The following is a 25,523-nucleotide window of genomic DNA, read 5'->3' as shown; positions in this document are numbered from 1 at the left end:
CTCGGGGTCGAAGCCGGGCCCGCTGTCGAGGACCTCAGTGATCAGCACGGGTACGCCGCCGTCGCGTGCCTCGCCGCGCAGGCGTACGGTCACGCGCGTCGCCGTGCCGCAGTGCGTTGCCCACGACGTTGGCGACGTCGACGTCGAAACGGCGCGCGTCGAGGCGGGCGCGAATGCCCGGGGGCAGTTCGGTGCTGACGCGCCGGACGTCTGGACGACCTCGTCTACGGCTGGGGCATCTGTCAGGGCGCCGTACGCCGCAGGACCACCGCACCGCTCACCCCCCGTCTCGCCCTGCGCCTCGTCGAACTCCCGCCCGCCAACCTCGCGCCAACCCTTCATGGGCACCGTGTCCACCCGGTGACAGCCCCAGGTTCGGCTGAGTCACCCACACCCACACCCACACCCACGCCCACAGGGAGGATCCCGAATGCCCCCGCGCTCTGACCACGACGCTCAGCCCGACCGCGAGGCGTTCTGGGAGGAACAGGCCCAGAGGCTGCACTGGGAGACCAAGTGGAGCCAGGTACTGGACTGGTCGGACGCACCGTTCGCCCGCTGGTTCACCGGCGGACGGCTGAACGTGGCCTTCAACTGCGTCGACCGGCACGTCGAGGCAGGCCACGGCGACCAGGTCGCCTTCCACTGGGAGGGCGAACCCGGCGACACCCGCACCATCACCTACGCCGACCTCAGGCGCGAGGTCTGCAAGACGGCCAACGCCCTGCTCTCCCTGGGCCTGAGAGCCGGCGACCGGGTCGCCATCCAGCTGCCGATGATCCCCGAGGCCGTGTTCGCCATGCTGGCCTGCGCCCGGCTCGGGCTGCCACACAGTGTGGTGTTCGGGGGCTTCTCCCCGGCCGCCCTGCAGTCGCGGATCGAGGACGCGGGGGCCAGGCTGCTGATCACCTCGGACGGACAGTACCGGCGCGGCAGGGCCGAGCCGATGAAGGCGCACACCGACGAGGCGACCGCGCACACCCCGGGTGTCGAGCACGTCCTGGTGGTCCGCCGCACCGGCACCGACGTGCCGTGGACCGAGGGCCGCGACCTGTGGTGGCACGAGCTGGTGCACCGGCAGAGCGCCGAGCACACCCCCGAGTTCTTCGACGCCGAGCACCCGCTGTTCATCCTCTACACCTCGGGCACGACGGGCAGGCCCAAGGGCATCCTGCACACCTCCGGCGGCTACCTCACCCAGGCCGCGTACACCCACCGCACGGTCTTCGGCCTCGACCCCGACACGGACGTCTACTGGTGCACGGCCGACATCGGCTGGATCACCGGACACACGTACATCGTCTACGGGCCGCTCGCCAACCGCACCACGTCGGTGATGTACGAGGGCACGCCCAACACCCCCCACGAAGGCAGGCACTTCGAGATCATCGAAAGGTACGGCGTCTCCGTCTACTACACCGCCCCCACGCTCATCCGCACCTTCATGAAGTGGGGTGAGCACATCCCCGCACGCTACGACCTGTCCTCGGTCCGGGTGCTCGGCAGCGTCGGCGAACCGATCAATCCGGAAGCCTGGCGCTGGTACCGGGAACACATCGGGGGCAATCGGGTGCCCGTCATCGACACTTGGTGGCAGACCGAGACCGGCGCAATCATGATCGCCCCGCTGCCCGACGGATCGCCCGGCAAACCCGGCTCCGCCCAAAGGCCGCTGCCCGGAATCTCCGTCAAGGTGGTCGACGATCGGGGCGAGGAGGTCGGCAAGGGCGCAAGCGGCTTCCTGGTGCTCGACCAGCCGTGGCCGTCGATGTTGCGCGGGGTCTGGGGCGACAAGGAACAATACCGGGAGACGTACTGGGCCCGTTTCGCGGACCGCGGCTACTACTTCGCGGGCGACGGCGCCCGCTACGACGACGACGGCGACATCTGGCTCCTGGGCCGGGTCGACGACGTCATGAACGTCTCCGGGCACCGGATCTCCACCGCCGAGGTAGAGTCGGCCCTCGTCTCGCACCCGACAGTGGCCGAGGCCGCCGTGGTCGGCGCGTCGGACGCGACGACCGGCCAGGCGATCGTCGCCTTCGTCATCCTGCGCGCCGAGGCCGGACCGGACCCGGACGGCGTCGTCACGGTACTGCGCGAACACGTGGCCCAGGAGATCGGCCCCATCGCCAAGCCCCGCCAGATACTGGTCGTCGCCGAGCTGCCCAAGACCCGTTCCGGAAAGATCATGCGGCGGCTGCTGCGCGACGTCGCCGAGAACCGGGAGGTCGGAGACGTCACCACACTCGCCGACGCCTCCGTGATGGAACAGATCAACGCCGGATTCGGCGCCGGATCCCGCCAGACCGGGTGACCGAATCAGAAAAGTAAGCCAGGGAAAGGGGACACCGGGATGGGACGCGAAAGCCTGCTGCCGGGCCGGGTCGTGCTCCTCACCGGGGAGGGACAACTCGCAGCGGCGATGGCGCGGAGTCTGCGGTCGCACGGTGCCAGAGTGGCGCTGGCGGCCCCCGAGGGCGAGCTCGCCCGTCTCGCGGAACCCCCGGAGCTCCCGGATCTCTCTGTGCCGTGGGGTCGGTACGACCTGGCAGAGCCCGGCCGGGCGGTCGACGCGGTCATCGACCGTTTCGGCCGACTCGACCACGTGGTGAGTGTGATCGGGGCCCGTCCCCACCGAGGGCCGCTGATAGAACTGGACCCCTTGGCGCTGCGCGGCGTGCTCGACAGGGCACTCGTGCTGCCGCTGGCCAGCGCGCAGCGCGCCTACTGGCGCTGGATGGCCGCGCACGGCGGTTCGGTGGTCCACGTGGTCGTGCCCGAGGCAGGACTCGGCGGGCCACAGGACGCGGCCCTGTCCGGCCTCACCGGACTGACCGAATGGCTCGCCGCCGAACTGGCGCCCCGGGTCGATGTCCACACCGTCGTGCCGAGCCTGTCGCTGACCCCGGCCGACTATCAGGCGATGCTCGTCGACCTGCTGGGCGACCTGCTGACACGACGGACGAACCCGGCGCACGGACCCGTACTGGTGCTGAACGAGGAATGCCCCTGTCCGCAACGGGCCGCCTGACAACGTTCAGGACACCGGAACGCACACGGCGGCCGCACGGCGGCTTCCATACGAGACCTTCCGTACGACGACCTCCGTACGACGGCTTGATTCGACTGAAGGGAACACAGCCACTGATGCGACTCGTCCTCATCGGTCCTCCGGGAGCAGGCAAGGGCACCCAGGCGGCCATACTCTGCGAAAGGCTCGGCGTTCCTCACATATCCACGGGCGACCTGTTCCGAGACCACGTGACGCGCCGCACGCCGCTCGGGATGGACGCCCAGCGGTACCTCAACACCGGCGAACTCGTGCCCGACCACGTCACCAGTGGCATGGTCCGGGAACGGCTCGCGCGCCCGGATGCCCGGAACGGATTCCTGCTCGACGGCTTCCCCCGCACCGTGCCCCAGGCCCGAGAACTCACCACCATGCTGGCAGCCGTCGACACCACTCTGGACGCAATGCTGGAGTTCACGGCGCCTGAGGAGGTCGTGGTGGCACGGCTGCTGAAACGCGGCCGGCCGGACGACACCGAGGACGTCATCCGGCACCGCCAGAACGTATACCTAAGGCAGACGGCGCCTCTCATGACCCACTACTCGGACATCCTCCTGACGGTCCACGCCACAGGAACGGTCGAGGACATCACGGCGCGCGCGATGGCACAGCTCTCTGACGTCGCGCGTGGCGCTGCATGATCAACTGTTCGCCGCTCACCGCTGCGTTCATGAACCGCGGCCAGGTAGTCAACAGTACCGTCAGGGAAGACGACCGCCGGGGGTGGGTGGCCCGCGCGTGAGAGGGTGCAATTCCGCGACGTGGGGTCGTAGACCACATACAGGCAGCTCGCGCCGACGATCTCCGCGATGTCAGCCGCCTCGGTCTCCGGGTCCAGGTCGAGGCGGACCACCAGATCATCCAGCCGAGCCAGAACGTCCTCCACGGGAAGCCAGCTCGGAGAAGTTACGGACAGCTGTACGCAGCCGCCCCATGGTGGCCGATGCCTGGAGGCCGTGGCCGACCACGTCACCGACGACCAGGGCGACTCGCGCTCCCGACAACGGGATGACGTCGAACCAGTCTCCGCCTACGGCCGACTGGGCGGCTAGGTACCGGCAGGCCACCTCGACTGCGTTCTGTTCGGGGAGGGCGTGCGGGAGCAGACTGCGTTGCAACGCCAGGGCGGTTGAGTGTTCGCGGGTGTAGCGACGGGCGTTGTCGATACATACCGCGGCTCGGCTTGCGAGTTCTTCCGCAAGTGAAACGTCGTCCTCTTCGAAGGGGCCGGGAAGTTCGGAGCGATAGAAACTCACGACGCCAAGCACGACGCCTCGTGCCTGTAGGGGAACGACGATGAGGGAGTGGATTCCGGCTTCGCGGATCCTCTCCGTGCGTGCCGGGTCCTGAGCCTTCCACCCGTTGGCGGTCTCCAGTGACGCTTCGAGCACCGAGTGTCCGCTCGTCAGGCAGAGCTGCTGAGGTGTGGCCCGATCGAACTGAATGCGGGACCCCTGCGGGTAGAGGTGGGAGCCCGGCCGGATGGCGCCGAGCGCGGCTCTGCGCATGTCCTGGCACGGACTGATGGGCTCATCTCCGGTGAGCACGATTTCGTCGAAGTCCACCGCGGCAAAGTCAGCGAAAGCCGGGACGGCGACGTCGGCCAGCTCCTCTGCCGTTGGGCGATGTCATCTAGTTCGGGACAAAGGTGCGGAGCGCCTTCAATGCCTGAACCGGCGGACGGTGATGGCCTGCCGGCCCGGTGACTGCGCCCACGCGCCCTTCCGAGAACGGTTCGCGCTGGTTCCTGCGCTCGCGCGGTGCCCGCCGCTCGTGCACGGCGAAGTGCGGCGACCGAGTGCCGACCGCACGCGCCTACGCGGCGGCAAGGGCGGGTGAAGCAATGTCCTGCTTGTGAGACTTACGAGTGTCTGCAGTCGCCGAGGCGGCAGCCCATGCATTCGCTCGATGATGCGTCGGAGTTCACGGCTCGGGAGTGCGCAACCGCAGGCCAGGGTCGTGGCGACAGCGGCTGAGGGGAACGGGATGCGCGTTTCAGCGCATCAGGAGCCCCCCATCGATCAGGACGGACTGTCCGGTCATGTAATCGGAGTCAGGGCCAGCCAGGTAGGACACGAATGCGGCAACGTCCTCGGGTGTCTGCACTCGGCCGAGCGGGATCCTGGCGGCGTATTGCTGGAGCGCCTGCCCCTTGTCCAGGTTCAAGTGGCCGCCGAGCCTCTCGTCGATCAGATCCCACATGTCCGTGCCGACGATGCCAGGGCAGTACGAGTTGACGGTGATGCCGTGCGGGGCGAGTTCCTTCGCAGCGGCCTGAGTCAGGCCGACCACGCTGAACTTGGTGGCGGAATACGCGCCGAGGAGGTCGAACCCGGAGTGTCCCGCGATCGATGCCGCGTTGATGATCTTCCCGCCCTCGCCTTGGGCACGCATGTGGGCCGCGGCGGCCTGCAGGCAGTAGATGACGCCGAAGACGTTGACCCGGAACAATGCCCAGAGCTCGTCGGGCGTTACCTCTGCGAGCGGCTTGACCTGTGCGATGCCCGCGTTGGACACCATCACGTCCAGTCGCCCCAGCGCATCGACCGTGTTCTTGACCAGCTGGACGGCGGCGTCCTGGTCGCCGACGTCGGCTGGCAGTGCGACGGCTCTGTGCCCGAGTGCTTTGATCTCCTCTGCCACAGCCTGGGCGCTTTCGGCGCGGACGTCGTTGACGGCGATGTCCGCCCCGTCCGCTGCGAGGCGCAACGCGATCGCGCGGCCGATACCCCGGCCGGCGCCGGTCACCACAGCAACCTTGCCTTCAATGCTCATTGTTCTCTTCTCTTTTCCGAGAATTCATTGCTGTCTCAGTGGGGTTGCAGATGGAGCCGGCTCAGGGCGCGCGGGCACAGTTGGTAGCCCATCGTCCACAGCTCTCATTCGGGTCAGCACGGTCCCGCTGGCGCGACCGGTTCGCACTGCACCAGGCCTGCGCGTGAGAAGTGATCGCGCGCGGCCCCATTCGAGCTGGCCGAGTCCCCCGATGTGAGCCAAGCCCCGCTTACTCGAGGGCTGCGTCGAGCGTGATGACGGCGCCAGTGAACGCGGCCGAAACAGGGCATGACGCCTTGGCCACATCAGCAATCTTGCGGAAGTCACCAGAACGTGCGCCCGGCACCCTCGCGCGTACCGTAAGGAGGATGCCGCTGATCTCGAATCCTCCGCCCGTCCTCGGGCCGAAGGACACCCGAGCGGTGGTGCGAATTGTTTCCGGCGGCGTACCCGCGTCGCCGAGCAGCGCGGACAACTGCATGCAGTAGCACGACGAATGTGCCGCCGCGATCAGTTCCTCGGGGCTGGTCTGGCCGGCCCGATCCTCGGCCCGAGTCGGCCATGAGACTTCGAAGGTGGTCAACTTCGAGCTGTCCAGGGTTGTCTCGCCAGACCCGGAGGACAGATCGCCGGTCCAGGTCGTGGTCGCTTGGCGGTGGGTCACGTTTGGGCTCCCTTTTGCGGATGACCGAGAGTGGTTCAGTGGTCTGCCGGAGGTCCTGTTCTCTGTCCTCCGGCAGACGATGACTCGTGTCCTCAGCCGTCCAGGGCCCCGGTCACGGCGTCGACCACGGCAGAGGGCTGTTCCATGTGGACCATGTGCCCTGCATTGTCGACATAGGTGACCTGGGCTCGGCCTTCCAGTGCAGCTGCGTTGGCGGCCGGCAGTACCTGGTCCGCGCGGCCCCACACCACTCTTACCGGGCCCGCAAATTTCTGGAGCAGGCCGGCGGCGTCGATTCCCGGGCGGTCGCCATCGAGAAGCGTGCCGAGCAGGCTGTCGAGCGCTTGCTGTACGCCGTCGAGCCGCTTGAACTTCATCAGGTCGTCGGCGAGCTGGCGAGTGACTTGTTCAGGGTTGGCGAACAGGTGGATCAGGTGCGGCTTGAGCTCCCGCCGTGACGAGGCGGAGGCGAATCCGCGCAGGTAGTCGGCGTTGATGGCGTCACCATAGCCGGCAGGTGCGACGAGGGTCAGCGACGCGATCTTGCCGGGTTCGCGGGCGGCGGCAGCGGTGACAACGGCGCCTCCGAGTGAGTGCCCGACCAGGTGGACGTGTTGGACGCCCTGCTGTTCGAGGAAGCCGAGCAGCGCGCCGGCGAGGGTGTCGAGGGAACCGTCGCCGACATCCTTGGTGGAGTCGCCGTGGCCGGGCAGGTCGATCGCGTGAACGGTGGCGCGGGCCGACAGGGGTTCCTGAACGAAGAGCCAGGAGTTCTTGTCGCCGCCGTAGCCGTGTACGAGCAGCACGGTCTCCTCTGCGGTGCCGAGGGTCGCGTAGGAGATCGTACGACCGTCCACCTGCACGGTCCCGAGGGCAGGTCCGGCGACCTCGTCGACCGCGCCGGAGTCCAGGTCCTCGCGTGCAGCGCGGGCGGCCTCGTCGATCAGTTCTTCCGGCACGTCGGCCGGAGCGATCAGCGCGATCGTGCCACCGACGGGGACGTCCTCGTTCAGCTCGGCGATGATCCGCCGCATGACACCCGGCGCCGACGACTCGAGTGCCCCGGCGATCTTGTCGGTGTCGATGTCAGCCAGTTCGTCGCCCTCGGCCACCTCGTCGCCCTCGGCCACGAACCAGCTGGTGATCTTGCCGCTCTTCATCGACAGGCCCCACTTGGGCATGGTGACCTTCGTGATGGCGTCTTCGGTGCTCACAGGGTCAGTCACTTCTTCCAGTCCATGGTCTTCTTGACGGCGTTGGCCACCTTCTGCGCGTCCGGGATGTAGAGCTGCTCCAGGGTCTGCGCGAAGGGCACCGGCGTGTGCGGGGCGGTGACCATTTCGATCGGCGCCCGCAGCGCGCCGAACGCCTCCTGCGTTACCAGGGCCGAGATGTCGGTGGCCATGCTGCAGCGGGGGGTGGATTCGTCGACCACGACGAGCCGGCCGGTGTTCTCGACGCTTTCCAGGATCGTGTCGCTGTCCAGGGGACTGGTGGTGCGCGGGTCGATGACCTCCGCCTGGACGCCCTGCCGCGCCAGCTCGGCCGCCGCCTCTTCGGCCACCGAGACCATGCGACCGAGGGCGACGATGGTGACGTCGTCGCCGTCGCGGACCACGTTGGCCTCGCCGAACGGGATGGTGTAGCTGTCCTCGGGGACCTCACCGGTCATGTCGTAGAGCGCCTTGTGCTCGCAGAAGATGACCGGGTCGTTGTCGCGGATGGCCTGGATGAGCAGGCCCTTCGCCTCATACGGGCTGGAGGGCAGGACGACCTTGAGGCCCGGGATGTGGGTGAAGAGCGGGTACAGGCACTGGGAATGCTGTGCGGCGGCGTTGAGGCCGGCTCCGTACATGGTGCGCACCACCACCGGCGTCACCGCCTTGCCGCCGAACATGTAGCGGAACTTGGCGGCCTGGTTGAAGATCTGGTCGAAACAGACGCCCATGAAGTCGATGAACATCAGCTCGGCCACCGGGCGCAGGCCACGTGTCGCGGCGCCGACCGCGGCACCGACGAACGCCGATTCCGAGATCGGCGTGTCCAGCACTCTTCCCGGGAATCGGTGGTAAAGCCCCTTGGTCACGCCGAGGACACCACCCCATGCGTCCTCCTCACCGGGACTGCCCGCGCCGCCCGCGTTGTCCTCACCCATGACGATGACGGACGGGTCGCGCTCCATCTCCTGCCTGAGCGCCTCGTTGATTGCCTCGCGATAACTGATCGTGCGTGCCATGACCGTGCTCCTGGAAGTGTTCGAGGTCAGTAGGTGACGTAGACGTCGGTGTTGAGGTCCTCCGCGGTCGGCGTAGGGGCCTGCTGCGCCTCCGCCACCGAGGCCTCGATGAGGCCCGCCACCTCCCCGTCGATCCCGTCCAGCGCGGCCGCGTCGAGCTGGCCGGACGTGGTGACCCGCTCACGGAACCGCTTGAGGCAATCCAGTTCCTCGCGAGCCCTTGCCACCTCACCGGCGCGGTAGGTCTGCTGATCACCCTCGAAGTGGCCGTAGTAGCGGGTGAACTTGACCTCGATCAGGGTGGGGCCTCCGCCTTCGCGAGCCCGCTCGATCGCCTCGCCCGCGGCCTCGTACACCGCGAAGAAGTCGAAGCCGTCCACGATCACGCCCGGCATGCCGAAGCCGGCGGCGCGGTCGGCGATGTTGTCGCAGGCCACCGACCAGTTGGCCGCTGTGGCCTCGGCGTAACCGTTGTTCTCCGCAACGAAGACCGCGGGCAGGTTCCACACCGACGCGAGGTTGAGCGCTTCCAAGGTGGTCCCTTGGTTGCTGGCCCCATCGCCGAAGAAGGCCACCCCGACGCCACCGGTCCCCTGCTGCTTGGCGGCCAGAGCGGTGCCGCAGATCAGGGGCGGCCCGCCACCGACGATGCCGTTGGCGCCGAGCATGCCCTTCGACAGGTCGGCGATGTGCATCGAGCCGCCCTTGCCGCGGCAGCACCCGGTGACGCGGCCGTAGATCTCGGCCATCATCTCCTTGACGTCCACGCCCTTGGCGATGCAGTGGCCGTGGCCGCGGTGCGTACTGGCAATGGTGTCGCGCTCGTCAAGGTGGGCACACACTCCGGTGGCCGAGGCCTCCTCACCTGCGTACAGGTGCACGAATCCCGGTATCTCGCCGGTGGCGAACTCGGTGTGCAGCCGCTCCTCGAACTCCCGGATGGTGCGCATCGTGCGATACGCCTCCAGCAGTGCCTTCTCGTCGAGCCCCGACGTGGCCTGGGCCGGTTGAGTGGGTGTCATCGTTGACGGTCCTTTCTTCAAGGTTCTTTGTCGGTCTGGTCGTCCTCAGACCGCGGTGCGATCGCTGCGGAACAGGCCGGCTCGTGCCGCCTGGCTCATCACGGCGGTGACGTCGACGCAGAGCGGCCCGTCCTCCCGGAGCCGAACCGTGGCGCCCGTCGTGCCTGCCAGTTCCAGTTCGCGCTCGCCGTCGAAGGCCACCACCCCGCGGGCGGTGCTGATCTCGACCTGCTCGCCGGTGCGCAATGGCCGCCAGTCGGCCACCCCGACGGGAAGTACCAAGCCCGGGGCGATCGGCGCGTTAACCACGGTGGGTGCCTGCTCCGCCGGGCACAGACGCACCGCGACGCCCTCGGGCTTGTCGCGCGGGCTGGGGCAGAGCAGGCCCGCGATGGACGACAGGCCTGTTGCGTCCGGCTCGGCGAAGGAGCAGTACAGCTCGGTGAGGGCGTCGGGGTGCCAAAGTGCGCGGGAGCCGACATACGGCGCCGTGGACACCGCGACGTCGACCAGCCCAAGCTCGGTCCGCTCCCCGGTGCGTACCTCGAGTACGTGAGCCCGGGTGGTGGCGATGCCGTGGTCGACGGCGCCGGTGGCCACCAGCCCGGCCGCCAGGCCTGCGACTGTGGCCTCACGCAGCTGCGGGAACGCGTTGTTGGTACCGGTGGACAGTGACAACAACGGCACGTCGTTCCCGGGGCCGGCGAGCAACGCCGCCGTGGCAACGCGTGCGGTTCCGTCGCCACCGAGACAGATGATGACCTTCGCCCCGGCCTCGACCATGCGGCGGACCGCGTTGGCCGTGTCCTGGGCGCTTTCGGTGATGGCGTCGTCATCGACGAACTGGACGTGCGGCCAAGGCGTCTTCTTCGCCGACCGGTTCCGCACGGCCCTCAACACGGCCGCCGAGATCCCTCCGAGATCGACGGACACGAGCACCGTCTCGACGCCGACCGCGCCCAGCGCCGTGAGCATGCGCTGCACCAAGTTGGCCTTCTCAGCTACCGGGAAAACCGATGCGCCGGATACAAGCCGACGAATGTCCCGGCCGGAGGCAGGGTTGGCGACAATGCCCACCGCAGTCATTCCGCAGGCCCCTTCACGATCCGATACGTGACCGGCGTCCTCCGGCCACGAGGGTCATGGGACTGCGGAAACGGCTGAGCTGGACAGGGTTGCAAGAAATTGCACGCGGCTGTGGATGCAAGCGGATGCAACGTCTTGCACGTGCGGCGTGGTGATCGGACCGTGGGCCAATGACAAGTGTGCAACCGGACGGACGACGGCTCCTGCGGTTGGAAGTCCGCAATAGCGCAGTCCCGATCGAGCGAAAGCCTCCCTGGATCAGGACCCGCATACGGACGGGGCCGGAATTCACCGAGCTGCAGGAGCTCGTACGCAACGAGAGACTGCACACCGTGTGCGAGGAGGCGGCCTGTCCGAACATCTTCGAGTGCTGGGAAGATCGGGAGGCCACCTTCCTGATCGGCGGGGACCGGTGCACCCGCCGGTGCGATTTCTGCCAGATCGACACGGGGAAACCCGCCGAGCTGGACACTGCGGAGCCGCAGCGCGTCGCCGAGTCGGTACGCGTGATGAACCTTCGATACGCCACCGTCACCGGTGTGGCGCGGGACGACCTGCCTGATGGCGGCGCGTGGTTGTACGCGGAGACGGTGCGACGAATCCACCAGCACAACCCGGGCACCGCGGTCGAGGTGCTGATCCCGGACTTCAACGGCGCAGCGGATCTCCTCGACGAGGTATTCGGAGCACGTCCACAGGTGCTGGCCCACAACGTGGAGACGGTACCGAGCATCTTCCGGCGGATCCGTCCCGGCTTCGACTACCGGCGCTCGCTCGACGTGCTGGCACGGGCGCGGGAGGCCGGGCTGGTGACCAAATCAAATCTGATCCTGGGACTGGGCGAAACCGGCGCCGAGGTCGTGGAGATGTTGCGCGACCTTCACGCGGCGGGATGCCGGCTGCTGACCATCACCCAGTATCTGCGGCCCTCGGTGCGGCACCACCCGGTCGTGCGGTGGGTACCGCCCCAGGAGTTCGACCAACTCCGCGACCGTGCACTTGAGATGGGGTTCGCGGGGGTGATGGCCGGCCCGCTGGTGCGCTCCTCCTACCGGGCCGGACGGCTCTACCGGCAGGCGCAGGAAGCCAGACAAGGAGAAGCGAAATGACCACTGCCGACCTGGTGATCCTCGGTGGCGGATCAGGTGGCTATGCCGCGGCCTTCCGGGCGGCTGAGCTGGGCCAGTCCGTGATACTCATCGAGAAGGACAAGCTCGGCGGGACCTGCCTGCACCGCGGATGCATCCCCACCAAAGCGCTCCTGCATGCGGCGGAGGTCGCCGACACCGCGCGCGCCGGAGGGCAGTTCGGCGTGAGGGCCACCCTCGAAGGGATCGACCTCGCGGGAGTACACGCATACAAGGACTCGGTCGTCTCCCGCCTCTACAAGGGCTTGCAGGCATTGGCTGACGCCCACAAGGTCACCGTGATCGAGGGGCGTGGCGCCCTCGTCGGCGGTACTACCGTCGAGGTCGAGGGCACCCGCTACACCGGCCGCAACCTCATCCTTGCCACCGGCTCCTACTCCAAGTCCCTGCCCGGTCTGGAGCTGGGCGGCAGAATCATCACCAGTGAGGACGCACTACGGCTGGACTACATCCCCGCGAAGGCGGTCGTGCTCGGCGGCGGCGTCATCGGCGTCGAGTTCGCCAGCGTCTGGGCGTCCTTCGGCGCCGAAGTGACCATTGTCGAGGCGCTGCCGCGGCTCCTCCCCACCGAGGACGAGTTCTCCTCCAAGCAACTGGAGCGTGCGCTGCGCCGCCGCAGGATTCGCTTCAAGACCGGAGTGAAGTTCACCGGGGCCCAACAGGACGAGCGCGGCGTGAGCGTCGCACTGGAATCCGGTGACACGCTCGAATGTGACGTGCTGCTGGTGGCCGTGGGCCGCGGCCCGAACACGGCCGGCCACGGCTACGCGGAGTCCGGGTTGAAACTGGAGCGCGGATTCGTCGCCACCGACGAGCGGCTGCGGACCAACCTGCCCGACGTGTACGCCGTGGGTGACGTCGTGGCAGGCCCGCAGCTGGCACACCGAGGCTTCGCCCAGGGCGTGTTCGTGGCCGAAGTGATCGCTGGGCTCAACCCGCCCCCCATCGACGAGGCCGGCATCCCGCGGGTGACGTATTCCCACCCGGAGGTCGCCTCGGTCGGCCTGACCGAGGCGACCGCCAACGAGAAGTACAAGACCGGTGTCACAACCCTCACGTACGACCTCGCGGGCAACGGCAAGAGCCAGATCCTCAAGACATCGGGGGCGATCAAGCTGGTCAAAGCGCCCGACGGACGCGTGGTCGGCCTGCACATGGTCGGCGATCGTGTCGGGGAGCTGATCGGCGAGGCCCAGCTGATCTACAACCTGGAACTCCTGCCCGAACAGATCGCACCGCTCATCCACGCACACCCGACCCAATCCGAGGCCCTGGGCGAAGCGCACCTCGCCCTTGCCGGCAAACCGCTGCACACACACAGCTGAACCCGCTGCCTCGCTCCTACACAAGATCAGCAGTGGGGTGCGTGCCTCCAGTGCACAAACTGGAGGCACGCACCCAGACCGTCGGCCCCTGGCTCAGCGCAGATCATGCGGTATTCGGGGCTGGCGTGAGATTGATGCTCGTCAGTCGAGCAGGGCCCTGTGAAGCCGTGCTGCCGCGATCGCGCGGACCGCATCGCTGGGCGCCAGGGGCCGCAGGGCGTGCTCGTGCGCGGTGACGTCGTGGAGTGCGTGCGGACCGTACCGCAAGGCGTGATCCGCACAGTCGCTGGCCAGGACTGCGATGCGCACGCTCACCTCCCGGTAGTGTCACTGCACGATCCCGGATGCGCAGGACTCGGGCAGCAGCGGGCCCCGGTACAGGCGCACGGCTGTGGCCGTGTCGCCGGCGTCCAAGACGGTGAGCAGATCCGTCGCGTCGCAGGCGATCGGCCTGTTGAGCGTGTACCGCCGGTGGGTGATGCCACCGTCGATGGCGCTGCGCAGGTGTGATACCTCGGCCTTGAGCGTTGCCGCGCTGACCGGGTGGTCCCCGTGGACAGGTCGAGGACGCCGAGCCGCCGGCCACGAGGATGGTGGATCGGCACGCAGCAGCACACCCAGCCGTGCAGTGCCGGCAACATGCTCAGAAACACTGTGCTCGGGCGCCCACTGCGCAGGGCGAGCGAGAGTGCGTTGGTGCCCACGTGCGGCTCGTCCCACCTGGCGCCGGGCGCGAAGTTCACCCGTTCCGCACGCAGTCGCATCACCCGCCCGCCACACGACCAGCATCGCTGGGCCCCGCAACGGTGATGTGGACCAGTGGGCCGCGCACGTCACCGCCGTTGGTCGTGGGCACGCTGTCCTGGGCTGGGTCAACGGTGCACAGCGAAGCATCCACGACTGGACACTTCGGCGCACGGCTCGGGCGCCTCTGCCACAGCCCCAGAACGGAAGCCGGGTGGGCAAGCCTCGGGTCCGGGCTCGCTCCAAGGCAGCCCTCTGCCGTCGGAAGGCACTTTCTGGGGCCATGAGGTCACCCTCGCTGTTCTCCTGCCGCTAGGTCACGATCTTCTGTGCGCGTCCTGTATGACGGTCAGTTGGACGCCGTCGTTGAGGCGGTAGGGCCGGGTCGCCACAATCCCGCCGAGCTGGCGGCGAAGACGCGACACCTCGGCCCGCGCAGCAACGAGGTGACCTGCATCGCCGAACAATGCCTGGCTGAGCGCTTCGGAGGACATGCCGGCGGGACCCGCACGGTGCAGGAGCGCAAGTATTTCGGCGTGCCGTTTCGTGATGAGCCGGCGCCATGCCGTGTCACCGGCGTGCACCTGCAGCGACGGGGTGCTGGACAGGTCGAGTTCGAGCAGCACTTTCTGCCCACGACTGAACGGCCGGACGAGCCATCCGTTCGGCAGACGCTCGGGCACGCAGGCGCCATAGCCAGGAACAGCAAGGGGCTGCCTGGCAGCTGGTGCGGGAATCCGTGCCCCCACGGCGACGCCGGAGCTGTGCGCAACCCACCCATGATCGTCGACCACCAGCGCCGGTCCTGCAGTGGCGGCCAGAAGTGGTTCGGCCGACTGCCGTAGCCGCTGAAGATGCTCCTGGTGACACCGCCAGATCTGGGCTTCCATGAGACGGCGCCCGGTCTCGGCCAACGCGCCGATCGCCGGGTGCAGCGTGAGGGCAGGGCCGCTGATATCGATGATGCCCAGCAGATCCCCAGTGCGGGGGTCGTGGACCGGGCAGGCGGTGCAGTACCACGCGTGCTGGTCCTGCTCGAAGTGTTCGCCGGAGAGCAATTCCACCGGTGCGGCCTCGGCGAGCGCGGTGCCGATCGCGTTGGTGCCCACCTGTGCCTCCGTCCAGACCGCGCCCTCGGTGAAACCGAGCGTGTCGGCTCGCCGCCGCACCGATGACGCACCTGCTCGCCAGAGGATGACACCATCCGCGTCTGCGACCACGAGCAGCATGTGTGACGCGGCATCTGGATTTGCTGCGAATATCTGCATGAATTCCTGTATGGCGCCTCGCATCGGTGAGTCGTGCCGCCGGCGTGCGATCTCCTCTTCCGTCACGGAAACGCGCGGGTTCCCGCCCTGCACCGTCAGGCCCATGCGCAACATGCGTGTCCAGGACCGGGAGACAAGGGGGCGTGGCGCCAGTGGTGGGCGGCTTCCGCCGATGACGGCTTCATGCATCCGGACCAGGTCCCGGGCGTAATCGGGCAAGCTCCGGCCCGGAGGGATCGCACTGTGCATGCTCATGACCGCCGCACCTCCCGCACGTTCACGCCAGTCGGAGGGGAGCGTATCCACCGCATGAACCAAGCGCTACTGCTGTGCAACAACTCCATGCAATTCCGTGCAACCCTGTCCGGCGCGTCCGGCAGGGCATGTAATCGGCGCGACTGCGGTGATCCGTCGACTCTGCGACGGCGGTTGCCGAGGATTCCGGTGGTCCCTACATGAAGGTGCGTTCCTTAGAGAGGACGGCACCCGCGTACGGCCGGCAGCGGGCGCAAGGACTCTCCTTACTCCCTCGGGCGGAAGTCTGCGGCGCGCCGGGGCCTTCCTCTCTCGCTCACAGAAAGCTGGGTGCGGCCATGTCCGAGCCCCTTCCCACTAGACGAGCCGTGAGTTGGCTGATGCACGGCATCGGCAATATGCTCGTCGTACTTGTCATCACGTTTGGCGGCTGGTACTTGCTCGCCGACCCGCGTGTGAGTCCATTCGATCTCTACCCGCTACCCTTTAACGCCGCCGTGTTCTGGGCGTTGCTGTTCGTCGTCTGGTCGGGATTCAACCTCGAGTTCTTCGGGTTCGACCGACTCCGCCAGCCGCTCCGGGGAGTCGTGATAACGGCATCAACCGCGGTGTTCGCGGTGGGGGTCACCTACGCGTTCGCAGTGGGTTTCGGGCACCTCAACGCCGATTTCACGGCCTCACGGGAAGGTGATCTCGGCTACTTCACCGCCGCACTCTTCGTGCTTTTCGCCTTCTCGACCTGGGTGCTCGCGGTGGTGAACTGGTCGCACTGGCCATGGACAGACTTGGGTCTGAAGCAACCACTGGTCGGCTTGTGTGAGATCGCGTTCCTCATGCTGCCGACCGTCATCCTCTACGCAGTTCTGGGACTTCCGGCGGTTTCGCGTAACACTCCTGGTATGCCGATACTCGGCCTGAACACACTCCTCGGCTGGTACTACTCGATCGTTGTGGCCGTCGTCGTGACTGGATTGTCCATGGAGAACTGGCCCTGGCGTAAGGCGACCGGGCGCGGACGTATCGCGCTCTTCTCCCTCGTCGGGAACGCGGGGCTTGGCGGCATCTTGTATTTCGTGCTCCTGGGAATCTGCAAGCTGATCATCCCGACCGCTACAGTGGCGGAACTCGGCGACGCCATTCACCAATTCCCGGCTCAACTCGGCGTCTGCTGGGTCGCGTGGATGATTGCGTGGGCCAACGCATTCGGCAACAAGCCCACGAACCTCAGCCCTGCCGTCAACCTGGCAGCGCGCGTCGCTGTCACCTTGACCCTGGGTGTCTTGACTTTTATCGCCTACTACTGGTTCGCGGCCGGCACGCTGCTACACGAACCGGTTATAGCCGGAGACCTGCACGGCAATGCGCTCGGGTTCGTGGACTGGTTCGCCCTCGTGACCCTGCTGTACGTCGTCGGATTCGGCTCCTACGGCCTGCCGAAGCCGGCCGATGAAACGGCTGCCGAGCCAAAGGCCGCCCCCCGCCATGCCGCTGCACAATCCACCCACTAGCAAAGGGAGCTGAGAATGAAGGCAGCACGCTTCTACGGTCCGGGCGATATCCGGATCGACGACGTCACGGAACCAGCGACACGGCCGGGCACCGTCAAGGTCGAGGTCGAATGGTGCGGCATCTGCGGCACCGACCTCCACGAGTACCTGGAAGGGCCCATATTCGCGCCGGCCGAAGGTGCGCCGCACCCCCTCACAGGCGAAACCGTACCCATCACTCTGGGTCACGAGTTCGCCGGAGTGGTCCGGGAACTCGGTGAGGGCGTCGACGACCTGCGGGTAGGCGACCGAGTCGTCGTGGAGCCCTACCTCGTGTGCGGCCGGTGCGACCCCTGCCAGCGCGGCATGTACAACGTCTGCCAGTCGCTGGGATTCGTCGGCCTCTCCGGTGGAGGAGGCGGATTCTCACAGTTCGTCGTCGCAGAGCGGCGCTGGCTCCATCCGCTCGGCGAACTCGGCACGGACGTGGGGGCGCTCATCGAGCCACTCGCGGTCGCCTACCACGCCGTACGGCTGTCCGGCATCCGCCCCGGCGGCACCGCCATCGTGTTCGGTGCGGGACCGATCGGCTTGGTGACCACGGCTGCTCTGCGCGCGGTCGGCACCGAGTCGATCATCGTCGTGGAGCCGGCGGACGTGCGCAAGGCCAAAGCACTCGTGGCCGGCGCCGACCACGTACTCGATCCAACCACTACGGACATCGCCACGGCTGTGTCAGAACTGACCAAGGGTCGCAACGCCGACGTGACCTTCGAATGCGCAGGCATCGACGCAGTACTGAAGTCCGCGATCCGTTCCACGCGCGCGGGCGGCACCTGCGTGAATGTCGCCATCTGGGGACACGAGGCCAAGGTCGCGCTGAACGATCTGGTGTTCCGCGAGGTGAAGGTGCTCGGAAGCCTCGCCTACGCGAATGACCACCCCGCGACCATTGCCATGGTCGCGAGCGGCCGCATCGACCCGTACCAGTTCATCACCGGCCGAATCGGTCTCGACGACATCGTCACGAGCGGCTTCGACGAACTGGTGAACAACAAGGAAGAGAACGTCAAGATCCTTGTGCGCCCACAGTGAGGGTGCACAACCGGCTCAGCGGGTTTGCCATGCGTCTTGCCATGGAGCTCCCAAGGGGATATCCACGTGCATCGCCCTTCGCAGGCCCGCACCGGCACAACGGACCCGGACGGGTCGGGTGGGGCGGGCTCCCTGACCAGAACTGGCCGGGGAGCCGGCGGTCTGGCTCCGTGACGAGGAACGGTCGACGGCTCCCGAAGCGCAACGCGCACTGTCCGAGTTCGGGTCAGCGAACCGGGACCGACACGATCTCGGGCACATGGAACTTCGCCAGCCGAGCCGACCGGCTCAGGGCCTCCGTGTTCGTCTGCTGGGGTCCCAGCAGCTCGCACCGGCACTCGTCGCCGCTCCAGTCGGCGCTCGGATCATTGCCGCTGCTCACCACATCGCCGGACGTGAGCCACATGCGACCTCCCAGGGGCGCGAAGCCGGCAACGCATACGCAACCTTCGATTTCTACTGCCTGATTGGCCGATGACACTGTCCTCAAAGCGAAGACCAAGCAAGGCGTGTGGTCGAGGGCGCCGCCCCTGTCCGATCGGACAGGGGGAACGGCCCGCCCGGTCAGGTGCGCCGGCACGATCATTGCAGGCAATAACCGTTTGTCCCCGTTCGACGGTAGGGGAAGAAGATGTCACAGCGCAGTGACCTCATGAGGCGCCGGGCCACGCTGGAGAGCGAATGGGCCCGTCTGGTACCGCGGCTGAGGACCGCGGAGTCGAAACCGCAGGGTGTCGACACCGTGCGCCACGAGGTGGCCGAGTCCTGGGTGCGCTCGCTGACAAGCGTGGACCCCGGCCGGGACAGCGCGCCCGTCACCGGCGGCGACGCCGTGCACCATCGCTGGACCGCGTCGCCGCTCCGCCCGCCGGTGAACGACCTCAGGGACGAATTGCACAGCATCGCGGACGATGCCGGGTTCGTCACGGCGGTAACCGACGAGTCCGGCACCATCCTGTGGACGTGCAGCGGTCCTGCCATGCGCCGCAGGGCCGAGCGCGTCAACTTCGCGCCCGGCGGACGATGGGACGAGCAAGCCATGGGCACCAACGCCCTGTCCCTCGCTCTGCGCACGGGCCGCCCCAGCTCCGTCTTCTCCGCCGAGCACCTGGTGACGGCCTTGCACGGCTGGGTCTGTTACTGCGCGCCGATCCACGCTCCGGACGGGCGTGTCCTCGGTGTCCTGGATATGTCCACCACCTGGGACCGCTCACACCCCCTCGCCATGTCCACCGTACGCACGCTCGTTTCGACCATCGAGGCCCGGCTGAGTGCGGAGCTGCCCCGCCAGATCCGAGGAGTTCCGAGCCGGATGCATCTGCACTGCCTGGGCAGGGAACAGGTCGCACGCGACGGTCAGCCGCTACCCTTGCGGCCCCGGCAACTGGAAATTCTTACCCTGCTCGCGCTGGAACCGGACGGCTTCTCACCGGAACGGCTCCGTGCGGCCCTCTACGGAGACCGCACCGTCACAGCCTCCACCTTCAGGGCGGAGATCTCACACCTCCGCCGGGCCCTCGGCGGCGGCATCGCCAACCGTCGCTACGCGCTGACCACACCCGTGTCCTGCGACGCCGTTGACGTACTCCACGCGCTCAAGAACGGCGACGTGGAGACGGCGTTGCATCTGTACCGCGGCCCGCTGCTGCCACGGTCGGAAGCACCGGGCATCGAGGAGTGGCGCACACACCTCGAAGTAGCCGTGCGGGAGGCGGTGCTGGCGAGCAGCCGCCCGGAGCACGCCCTGGGCTACGGCGAACGGGCCACGTACGACGTGGAGGTGCATCAGCACGCGCTGCACCTGCTCGGCCAGGGCGACACCCGGCGCGCGATCGCTGCCGGCCGGCTGGCCACCGCTCTGCGCTACTGAGGATGCGACGACGGACGGTCCGGCAGGTCCGTCACCAGCACCCGGCGCCGACCTTCCCGGACCAGAGTGAACGGCGTTACGGCGTAGTGGGCCGTCGGCCCCCGCGCTCACCATCCCCCGAGGAGAGCCGCCATGGTGTACGCGCAGCACGGCACGGACGGCAGCATCGTCACCTTCGCCCGCCGCTACGACAACTTCATCGGCGGAGACTGGGTCGCCCCGCATCCGCTCCACCGGGCGCAGGGTGCCGCCCCCTCCATACGGAGGGGCTAGGTGCGCCTCGTCGTCCAGCTATCCAGCGTCGCACAGCAGCATAGCGTGAGGAGTGACGCAAGCACCGAGGCGGGTTTCGCAGCCGAACCCGTCGGGAGAGCCCCAGCATCACGTCCCTTCCAGTAAGTAGTAGGGCCGATCATGAGCAGCCCCACCCTCTGGGCGACGACCCGGCCGAGCACGGTGCCGCCAGTTGTTCGCCCCCGACCCCGGCAGGTGCCGGGCCACCAGGCCCTCGTTGCGCTGCCCGCGGAGATCCCCTGGGTTCCGGTGGCACGCCGTGGCGTCTCGGCAGTGCTGGCCCAGTGGCGGCTCCCGTCTGCGGACCGCGCATCGGCCGAACTGGTCGTCGGGGAACTCACCGCGAACGCCGCTGAGCACGGTCGGTGTGACATGACGGTGTATCTGTCCCTGCACGCCGGGCTCCTGCGGATCTCAGTGACGGACTCCGGCGCGGCCGTCCGGCCGCGCACCACCCAGGACACGGACCCCGACGAGCACGGCCGAGGATTGACCATCGTCGAACTCCTGGCCCAGGAGATCCGCGTCCACCAGGGTCCACTCGGACGCCGGGTCAGCGTGGCATTGCCCACGGCAGCAGCGAAAGCCTGAGACGACGGCGTGCTCCGGGCCGGAGGGTGTGCTTCCGCCCGCCCGGACTTCACTCGCGATCAAGTCCGGGACGTCGTTCAACTGAGTGAGGGTTCATACAGCACAGCAGCGACGGCAAGCATCGGCGCCAAACGGACCGACGGAGCAGATAACGGTGTCTCTCGGCGCGAAGATCATCGGCTGTGTTCCGTGTGCGACCGCGGGGCGACCGGAGCTGACCGGGGCCGCGATTGTGATCTCCGATGGTGGTGGCGTGGACGGCGCGGAGAACTTCACGATCACCGAGGCGCTCGCCCACCAACTCGGCGATGACCGTCCGGCCGATCCCAGCGTGAGCCCGAAGTGTCTGAGAAGCAGGGCTTCCCCTGCGCGCCGTCATCGGTGCCGCCGGTTGCGCCTGTGCCGCCGGTCGTACCTCCGCTGTCGACGGTGCATGTACGTCCGGTGTCGCCGGTGTCGCTCGGGTCGTCGGCTTCATCGACGCTTGAGGTACGCCTGGAAAGCCGGTACAGCGCCCAATTGGCGGTGCCGTGCGAAGGTCGCTCCCATTCCCCCAGCGTCTCGACGACCTGTCCGCCGGTACCACACCCGGGCGACCCACCGTGATCATCGTGTGGGCCGCGATGATCTCCCCGTCGTGACGGGTGAGATAGAGCTTCATACGGCCCGGTTCCTCGGCGTTGAGCGCCGCGTACTGACGTTCGTAGTACGCCAGGGAGCGGCCGAGCCGAAGCCGTCGCGCTGCTCCGTGATGCGCAGCAGCCGGTAGAACTCCGGGAGTTCGGCCACAGGTCACGTGCGCCCGGTGAGCGGCACATGAAAGACGTGGCGTGGCTGGGCGTCACCGTCCTCCCCGGCCCCGTCACCGCCGCAGCGATGCCAGCCCCGTTCGCGCAACCGCTCGGCTACGGCGGCCCCCAGCGGCTCGACCTCACTGGCGAGGACGTCGCGCAGGCGCCTGCCCGGGCCCGTGAGCGACTTGAGCCGGGCGGCGTCCCAGCGCCGGTAAGCGGGTGAGGGGCCGATGCGTACGGCGAAGGCGCCCGAACGGCGCAGGTGTTCCAGCAGCGGGGTGAGCCATGCGTCGACGTCCGGGTCCGCCCAGTCGGCAACAGACCCTTCGGGAACTCTCAGCACTCTTGGCGCCCATGGCGATCAGGAGCGGCGGTGGTAGGCCTTGTTGGCGATGCGCCAGCTGTCGCCGACGCGGACCAGCAGGAAGATGTCGGTGAACGTGTCCGCGCCGTGCAGCAGCGTCATGGTGGCCGTGGCGACGGTGCCGTGGACGTCGACGGCGTCGATGCGGCGGGACCGGGTCGGTTCGTCCGGGGCCGGGCGGCCGGAGAACAGGGCGCAGTACTTGTCCAGGGACCACGAGACGAAGGCGCCGTCCCGGATGCCCTCGATGTGGGCGGTGGGCAGGAACGCGTCGCGGAAGTGGGTGGGGTCGCCGGTGGCGTGTCCACGGATGTAGGCGCGCAGCGGTGCGAGCACGGCGTCGTCCACGGCGGGGTCCGTGGCGGCGACGGCGATGTCGTCCTCGGCCGCGGCACGGGTGTCGGCCAGGCCGGCCGCGCTGCGCAAGGGGGCGTTCGACGCGGCGGCCAGCAGCGCCATGTCCTTGGCCAGCGCACCGACCGTGAACGCGGCCGGACCGGCGCCCGGCGGGTCGGTGAGGAAGGGTCGCTTGCGCGCCACGAGACCGCCGAGCTGGCCGAGTTCGAGCACGTCCAGCACCTGGGCGCGGGGCAGGCCGAGGGCGTCCGCCTGCCGCAGCGCGTCACGCAGCGCGAGGACGGCGCCGGCGAGGCTGTGGTTGGCGATCAACTTGAGCGCCGCAGCGGTGGGGGCGTCCTTGACGCGCCGCACGGTGCCCAGCGTCTCCAGCGCGGGTCGGACCCGGTCGAGCGTTGTCGGGTCGGCGGAGGCGAGGATCTGCAGGGTGCCCGCGGTGGCGGCCGGCACGGAGCCGAGCACGGGGGCGTGGATGTAGGACGGGCCGAGTCTCCGGGCCAGTCGGGATGCCTCGGCGGGAGCCACGGTGCTGGTGTTCACCACGATCGTGTCCGCGCGCAGCGCGTCACGCACGTCGTCGAGGAGCTTGAGGCAGGCCGCACCGTCGAACAGAGCCAGGAGCACCAGATCGGCCTTCGCGACGGCGTCGTTCGGATCGCCCATCGTCTCGACGGCGCCCGCGGTACGCCCGGAGCGGGTCCAGCCGACGACGTCCCAGCCCTGGGCGGTGAGTCGGGTCGCGATCGCTTGGCCCATGCGGCCCAGGCCGAGGACGGCGATGGAGTGCGGTGTGGTCATGAGCGCCAGCGTGGTGCAGCGGGAGGGCTGCGACAAGCGATGATCTCGCAGGCCCGCCATGCCGAACACGCATACCGGCTGGGCATACTGGCGCCATGGATCTGACGGTGTGGCGCACGTTCGTGACCGTGTGCCGGCTCGGTTCGCTCTCGGCGGCGGCCGCCGAGCTCCATCACACGCAGTCGGCCGTGTCCCGGCAGATCGCCGGGCTCGAGCGGCAGCTCGGGGTGCCTCTGATGGAGCGCCATGCGCGCGGTGTGCGTCCTACGCCGGCCGGCGAGGTGTTCCGGCGGCACGCCCTGGCCACGCTCAACGAGGCCGACCGCGCCGTGCGTGCCGCACGCGACGTGGGCGACGGCGCGTGCGGCCGGCCCTTGGCCGTCGGTGCCACGCCCTCGCTGGCCGCGGGCATCGTCCCCGAGGCCATCCGGGACCTGCTGGAGCACGCCGGGCCCGTGCGGTGGAGCCTGCTGCCCGGACTGACTCCGCACCTGCACAGCCGCGTGATCGCCGGGGATCTCGACATCGCTGTCGTCACCGACGCACCGCCGGGGCTGCCGAACGACCCGCGGGTCGAACCGCGGTTCCTCGGCCTGGACGGCATGGTCGTCGTCCTGCCCGTCGGCCATCCGCAAGGCGAACAGGGCCCGTTGCCCCTTCAGGTGCTGGCCGACGAGATGTGGGTCGAGGACAACGACGGCTCGGCGGCGCTCCTGCGCCGGCACGCCGCCCGGGCCGGATTCAGCCCCCGCATCGACCTCGCGGCGGCCGACCTGCACGGCAAGCTGGCCCTGGTCGCGGCCGGCCATGCCATCGCGCTGATACCCGGGGTGCTGACCTGCGCACTGCGGCCCGACGTCACCGCTGTGACGCTCGTGGATCCGCCGACCCGTGGCATCTACACGGTCACTCCCCGGCGGGACCCTCATCCCTCCGCCGCGGTCCTGATCGACCGGCTGGCGGGGGTGTTCGCCTCGTGACGTCGTTGCCGTAGTCGTTGCCGATCAGGCCGGATCCGTGCGTCCGAACAGGCTCGCGTGGCCTGGCGGAAGCTGGGTGAGGATGCGGCGCAGCAGCGCGTGGTCCGCGTCAGCAGCGGGCCGCAGTGCTGCGACAGCAGGCGGGCCGGATCGGTGCGGTCGTCGCCCACCAGGTGGGCCCCCAGGACTAGTCGGCAGGTCAGGGACACCTTCAGGTCTCAGGGGGCAGCGGAACGACCGCGGACACCGACTTCCCTCCTGGACGGGTGCTGACCTCCACGTCCTCGGCGAGTTGCCGCACCAACCGCCAGCCTGCTCCGCACGGCTCGTCCGGGGTCCTCCGCCACCGCCGAGGCGCCGTGGCACTGGCGTCCTCCACCGTGACGGTCACCGTCCCAGGGCCGGCCACCAGGCGGAACCGGGTCACGCCCCCGGCATGGCGCACGGCGTTGGTCACCAGCTCCGACGCGACCAGCAGAACCGCTTCCGCGTCAGGCCCACCGATCGGGCCGACTTCGGCAAGGAACGCGCGTGTCACGATCCTTGCCTGCTCCGCGTTCCGTACGTGGGCCTCGTGCAGTGACTCGTGCTCTTCGTCTTCTTCCTCGGCTGCCTGGATCATCACAAGCCTCAACTGGAGTGAATTCGTCTCTCCACTTCGCTTTCCCCGGGGGCATGACGCCATCCGCGAGCATGCCGAAGAGGGTTGGAGCTCACAGGACGGGGCATCACCGGAAAAGCAGGGTCAGCCGCGTCGGAGGTTCCGCGGCTCCGGCCCCAGCCGCGTGGCTGGTGCGGCCGGTTCGTCCTAGGAGGGGAAGTGATCCGCCATGCGTGCGCCCGCCGGCGCCCATCGGCGTTGCGCCCGAGTGGAGTACCTGTTTCGTCAGAACGTGGCTGCGGCCCGGCAGGCGCGCAGACTGGCGCGTGCGTTCCTCGCCGGCTGTGACAGCGACCGCCACACCGCACCGACGTCCGGTGCCCAGGTCGAGGATGCCGAGCTGGTGGTCTCCGAACTGGTCACCAACGCCGTACGGTACGGCGGCGGCGACTGCCGTCTGCGGGTGGCGGTCTCGGACCGGCAGGTGTGCATCGAGGTGTCCGACGGCAGTCCGGCACTGCCGCGCATCCGTCCGTCGACCGCGCAGGACGAGAGCGGGCGGGGGCTGGCCATGGTGCGGCAACTGGCCCAGCGGGTCGATGTGACGCCGACGGCCGGGGGCGGCAAGACCGTGCGGGCCGTCCTGGCCGGCTGAGGCGACGACTGCCCTGTCGGACTCCGCGCGGCCCGGCCCTT

The 25,523-nt window shown here is 68.5% G+C and carries 23 protein-coding genes and 2 pseudogenes; 12 read left to right on the top strand and 13 right to left on the bottom strand.

The window, feature by feature from the left end; translation table 11 throughout:
• The first annotated feature begins 430 nt into the window (after positions 1-430).
• The 3 genes from acs (at position 431) to AB0412_RS10440 (ending at position 3,714) form a co-directional block, all read left to right on the top strand.
• Positions 431-2,317 (top strand): acetate--CoA ligase, encoded by a 1,887-nt coding sequence (gene acs / locus AB0412_RS10450; RefSeq protein WP_366402119.1) that lies wholly within the window; start codon positions 431-433, stop codon positions 2,315-2,317.
• Between the two features lie 39 nt (positions 2,318-2,356).
• On the top strand, positions 2,357-3,034 hold the full coding sequence (locus AB0412_RS10445; protein ID WP_366402118.1) for an SDR family oxidoreductase: 678 nt from the start codon (positions 2,357-2,359) through the stop codon (positions 3,032-3,034).
• A gap of 116 nt (positions 3,035-3,150) precedes the next feature.
• The gene (locus AB0412_RS10440) at positions 3,151-3,714 is read left to right on the top strand and encodes an adenylate kinase (protein ID WP_366402117.1); all 564 of its coding nucleotides are present in this window, start codon (positions 3,151-3,153) and stop codon (positions 3,712-3,714) included.
• Positions 3,715-3,758: 44 nt separating this feature from the next.
• Here AB0412_RS10440 and AB0412_RS10435 read toward each other — a convergent pair.
• From AB0412_RS10435 to AB0412_RS10405, 7 genes and pseudogenes are all read right to left on the bottom strand, one after another.
• Positions 3,759-4,692: pseudogene (locus tag AB0412_RS10435) on the bottom strand (GAF domain-containing SpoIIE family protein phosphatase); the annotation flags it as partial.
• A gap of 376 nt (positions 4,693-5,068) precedes the next feature.
• Entirely contained in the window at positions 5,069-5,848 is a 780-nt protein-coding gene (locus tag AB0412_RS10430; RefSeq protein ID WP_366402116.1) for an acetoin reductase, read from the bottom strand.
• 229 nt (positions 5,849-6,077) lie between these two features.
• Positions 6,078-6,512 (bottom strand): OsmC family peroxiredoxin, encoded by a 435-nt coding sequence (locus tag AB0412_RS10425; RefSeq protein WP_366402115.1) that lies wholly within the window; start codon positions 6,510-6,512, stop codon positions 6,078-6,080.
• Between the two features lie 92 nt (positions 6,513-6,604).
• Positions 6,605-7,726, bottom strand: coding sequence for an acetoin dehydrogenase dihydrolipoyllysine-residue acetyltransferase subunit (locus tag AB0412_RS10420; protein WP_366402114.1), 1,122 nt, complete (start codon positions 7,724-7,726; stop codon positions 6,605-6,607).
• Between the two features lie 8 nt (positions 7,727-7,734).
• Complete coding sequence (locus AB0412_RS10415; protein WP_366402113.1) at positions 7,735-8,748, bottom strand: alpha-ketoacid dehydrogenase subunit beta; 1,014 nt, start codon at positions 8,746-8,748, stop codon at positions 7,735-7,737.
• Positions 8,749-8,774: 26 nt separating this feature from the next.
• On the bottom strand, positions 8,775-9,770 hold the full coding sequence (locus tag AB0412_RS10410; RefSeq protein ID WP_366402112.1) for a thiamine pyrophosphate-dependent dehydrogenase E1 component subunit alpha: 996 nt from the start codon (positions 9,768-9,770) through the stop codon (positions 8,775-8,777).
• A 45-nt stretch (positions 9,771-9,815) separates the two neighbouring features.
• Positions 9,816-10,856 carry an NAD(+)/NADH kinase gene (locus tag AB0412_RS10405; RefSeq protein ID WP_366402111.1) on the bottom strand — a complete coding sequence of 347 codons (1,041 nt, stop codon included), beginning with the start codon at positions 10,854-10,856 and terminating at the stop codon, positions 9,816-9,818.
• Between the two features lie 170 nt (positions 10,857-11,026).
• Between AB0412_RS10405 and lipA the strand changes: the two genes are divergently transcribed.
• Together lipA and lpdA are read left to right on the top strand one after the other, a co-directional pair.
• The gene (lipA, locus tag AB0412_RS10400; protein ID WP_366402110.1) at positions 11,027-11,965 is read left to right on the top strand and encodes a lipoyl synthase; all 939 of its coding nucleotides are present in this window, start codon (positions 11,027-11,029) and stop codon (positions 11,963-11,965) included.
• Positions 11,962-13,329, top strand: coding sequence for a dihydrolipoyl dehydrogenase (gene lpdA, locus AB0412_RS10395; RefSeq protein WP_366402109.1), 1,368 nt, complete (start codon positions 11,962-11,964; stop codon positions 13,327-13,329). Before lipA ends, lpdA begins: the two co-directional genes overlap by 4 nt.
• A gap of 141 nt (positions 13,330-13,470) precedes the next feature.
• On the opposite strand, the gene AB0412_RS10390 is transcribed toward lpdA, so the two are convergent.
• Positions 13,471-13,638: a hypothetical protein gene (locus AB0412_RS10390; protein WP_366402108.1), complete on the bottom strand. Its 168-nt coding sequence runs from the start codon at positions 13,636-13,638 to the stop codon at positions 13,471-13,473.
• A 752-nt stretch (positions 13,639-14,390) separates the two neighbouring features.
• Positions 14,391-15,596: a transcriptional regulator gene (locus AB0412_RS10385; protein WP_366402107.1), complete on the bottom strand. Its 1,206-nt coding sequence runs from the start codon at positions 15,594-15,596 to the stop codon at positions 14,391-14,393.
• A 368-nt stretch (positions 15,597-15,964) separates the two neighbouring features.
• Between AB0412_RS10385 and AB0412_RS10380 the strand changes: the two genes are divergently transcribed.
• On the top strand, positions 15,965-17,104 hold the full coding sequence (locus tag AB0412_RS10380) for a hypothetical protein (protein ID WP_366402106.1): 1,140 nt from the start codon (positions 15,965-15,967) through the stop codon (positions 17,102-17,104).
• Positions 17,105-17,119: 15 nt separating this feature from the next.
• Positions 17,120-18,178 (top strand): 2,3-butanediol dehydrogenase, encoded by a 1,059-nt coding sequence (locus tag AB0412_RS10375; protein WP_366402105.1) that lies wholly within the window; start codon positions 17,120-17,122, stop codon positions 18,176-18,178.
• A gap of 226 nt (positions 18,179-18,404) precedes the next feature.
• Here AB0412_RS10375 and AB0412_RS10370 read toward each other — a convergent pair whose 3' ends face one another.
• Positions 18,405-18,584 carry a hypothetical protein gene (locus tag AB0412_RS10370; protein WP_366402104.1) on the bottom strand — a complete coding sequence of 60 codons (180 nt, stop codon included), beginning with the start codon at positions 18,582-18,584 and terminating at the stop codon, positions 18,405-18,407.
• A 225-nt stretch (positions 18,585-18,809) separates the two neighbouring features.
• Between AB0412_RS10370 and AB0412_RS10365 the strand changes: the two genes are divergently transcribed.
• The 3 genes from AB0412_RS10365 to AB0412_RS10355 all read left to right on the top strand — a co-directional run bounded on the left by AB0412_RS10365 (position 18,810) and on the right by AB0412_RS10355 (position 20,933).
• Positions 18,810-20,048 (top strand): GAF domain-containing protein, encoded by a 1,239-nt coding sequence (locus AB0412_RS10365; protein ID WP_366402103.1) that lies wholly within the window; start codon positions 18,810-18,812, stop codon positions 20,046-20,048.
• Between the two features lie 132 nt (positions 20,049-20,180).
• Positions 20,181-20,321 carry a hypothetical protein gene (locus AB0412_RS10360; RefSeq protein WP_366402102.1) on the top strand — a complete coding sequence of 47 codons (141 nt, stop codon included), beginning with the start codon at positions 20,181-20,183 and terminating at the stop codon, positions 20,319-20,321.
• A gap of 141 nt (positions 20,322-20,462) precedes the next feature.
• Positions 20,463-20,933: an ATP-binding protein gene (locus AB0412_RS10355; protein ID WP_366402101.1), complete on the top strand. Its 471-nt coding sequence runs from the start codon at positions 20,463-20,465 to the stop codon at positions 20,931-20,933.
• 474 nt (positions 20,934-21,407) lie between these two features.
• On the opposite strand, the pseudogene AB0412_RS10350 reads toward AB0412_RS10355, so the two are convergent.
• Together AB0412_RS10350 and AB0412_RS10345 are read right to left on the bottom strand one after the other, a co-directional pair.
• Positions 21,408-22,061: pseudogene (locus tag AB0412_RS10350) on the bottom strand (peptidoglycan bridge formation protein FemAB); the annotation flags it as partial.
• Between the two features lie 27 nt (positions 22,062-22,088).
• Positions 22,089-23,246 carry a nuclear transport factor 2 family protein gene (locus tag AB0412_RS10345; RefSeq protein ID WP_366402100.1) on the bottom strand — a complete coding sequence of 386 codons (1,158 nt, stop codon included), beginning with the start codon at positions 23,244-23,246 and terminating at the stop codon, positions 22,089-22,091.
• Positions 23,247-23,341: 95 nt separating this feature from the next.
• Here AB0412_RS10345 and AB0412_RS10340 point away from each other — a divergent pair, with 95 nt between their 5' ends.
• Positions 23,342-24,226, top strand: coding sequence for a LysR family transcriptional regulator (locus tag AB0412_RS10340; protein WP_366402099.1), 885 nt, complete (start codon positions 23,342-23,344; stop codon positions 24,224-24,226).
• Between the two features lie 211 nt (positions 24,227-24,437).
• Here the strand turns inward: AB0412_RS10340 and AB0412_RS10335 are convergent, their stop codons facing one another.
• Entirely contained in the window at positions 24,438-24,848 is a 411-nt protein-coding gene (locus tag AB0412_RS10335) for an ATP-binding protein (protein WP_366402098.1), read from the bottom strand.
• A gap of 271 nt (positions 24,849-25,119) precedes the next feature.
• On the opposite strand from AB0412_RS10335, the gene AB0412_RS10330 reads away from it, so the two are divergent.
• Positions 25,120-25,482 (top strand): ATP-binding protein, encoded by a 363-nt coding sequence (locus AB0412_RS10330; protein ID WP_366402097.1) that lies wholly within the window; start codon positions 25,120-25,122, stop codon positions 25,480-25,482.
• Positions 25,483-25,523: the final 41 nt, after the last annotated feature.

This window comes from Streptomyces sp. NPDC052012, assembly GCF_040689265.1.
Taxonomy (GTDB): Bacteria; Actinomycetota; Actinomycetes; order Streptomycetales; family Streptomycetaceae; genus Streptomyces.
The sequence above is the reverse complement of the archived record's forward strand: the minus strand, read 5'-3'. Positions and strand labels throughout refer to the sequence as shown.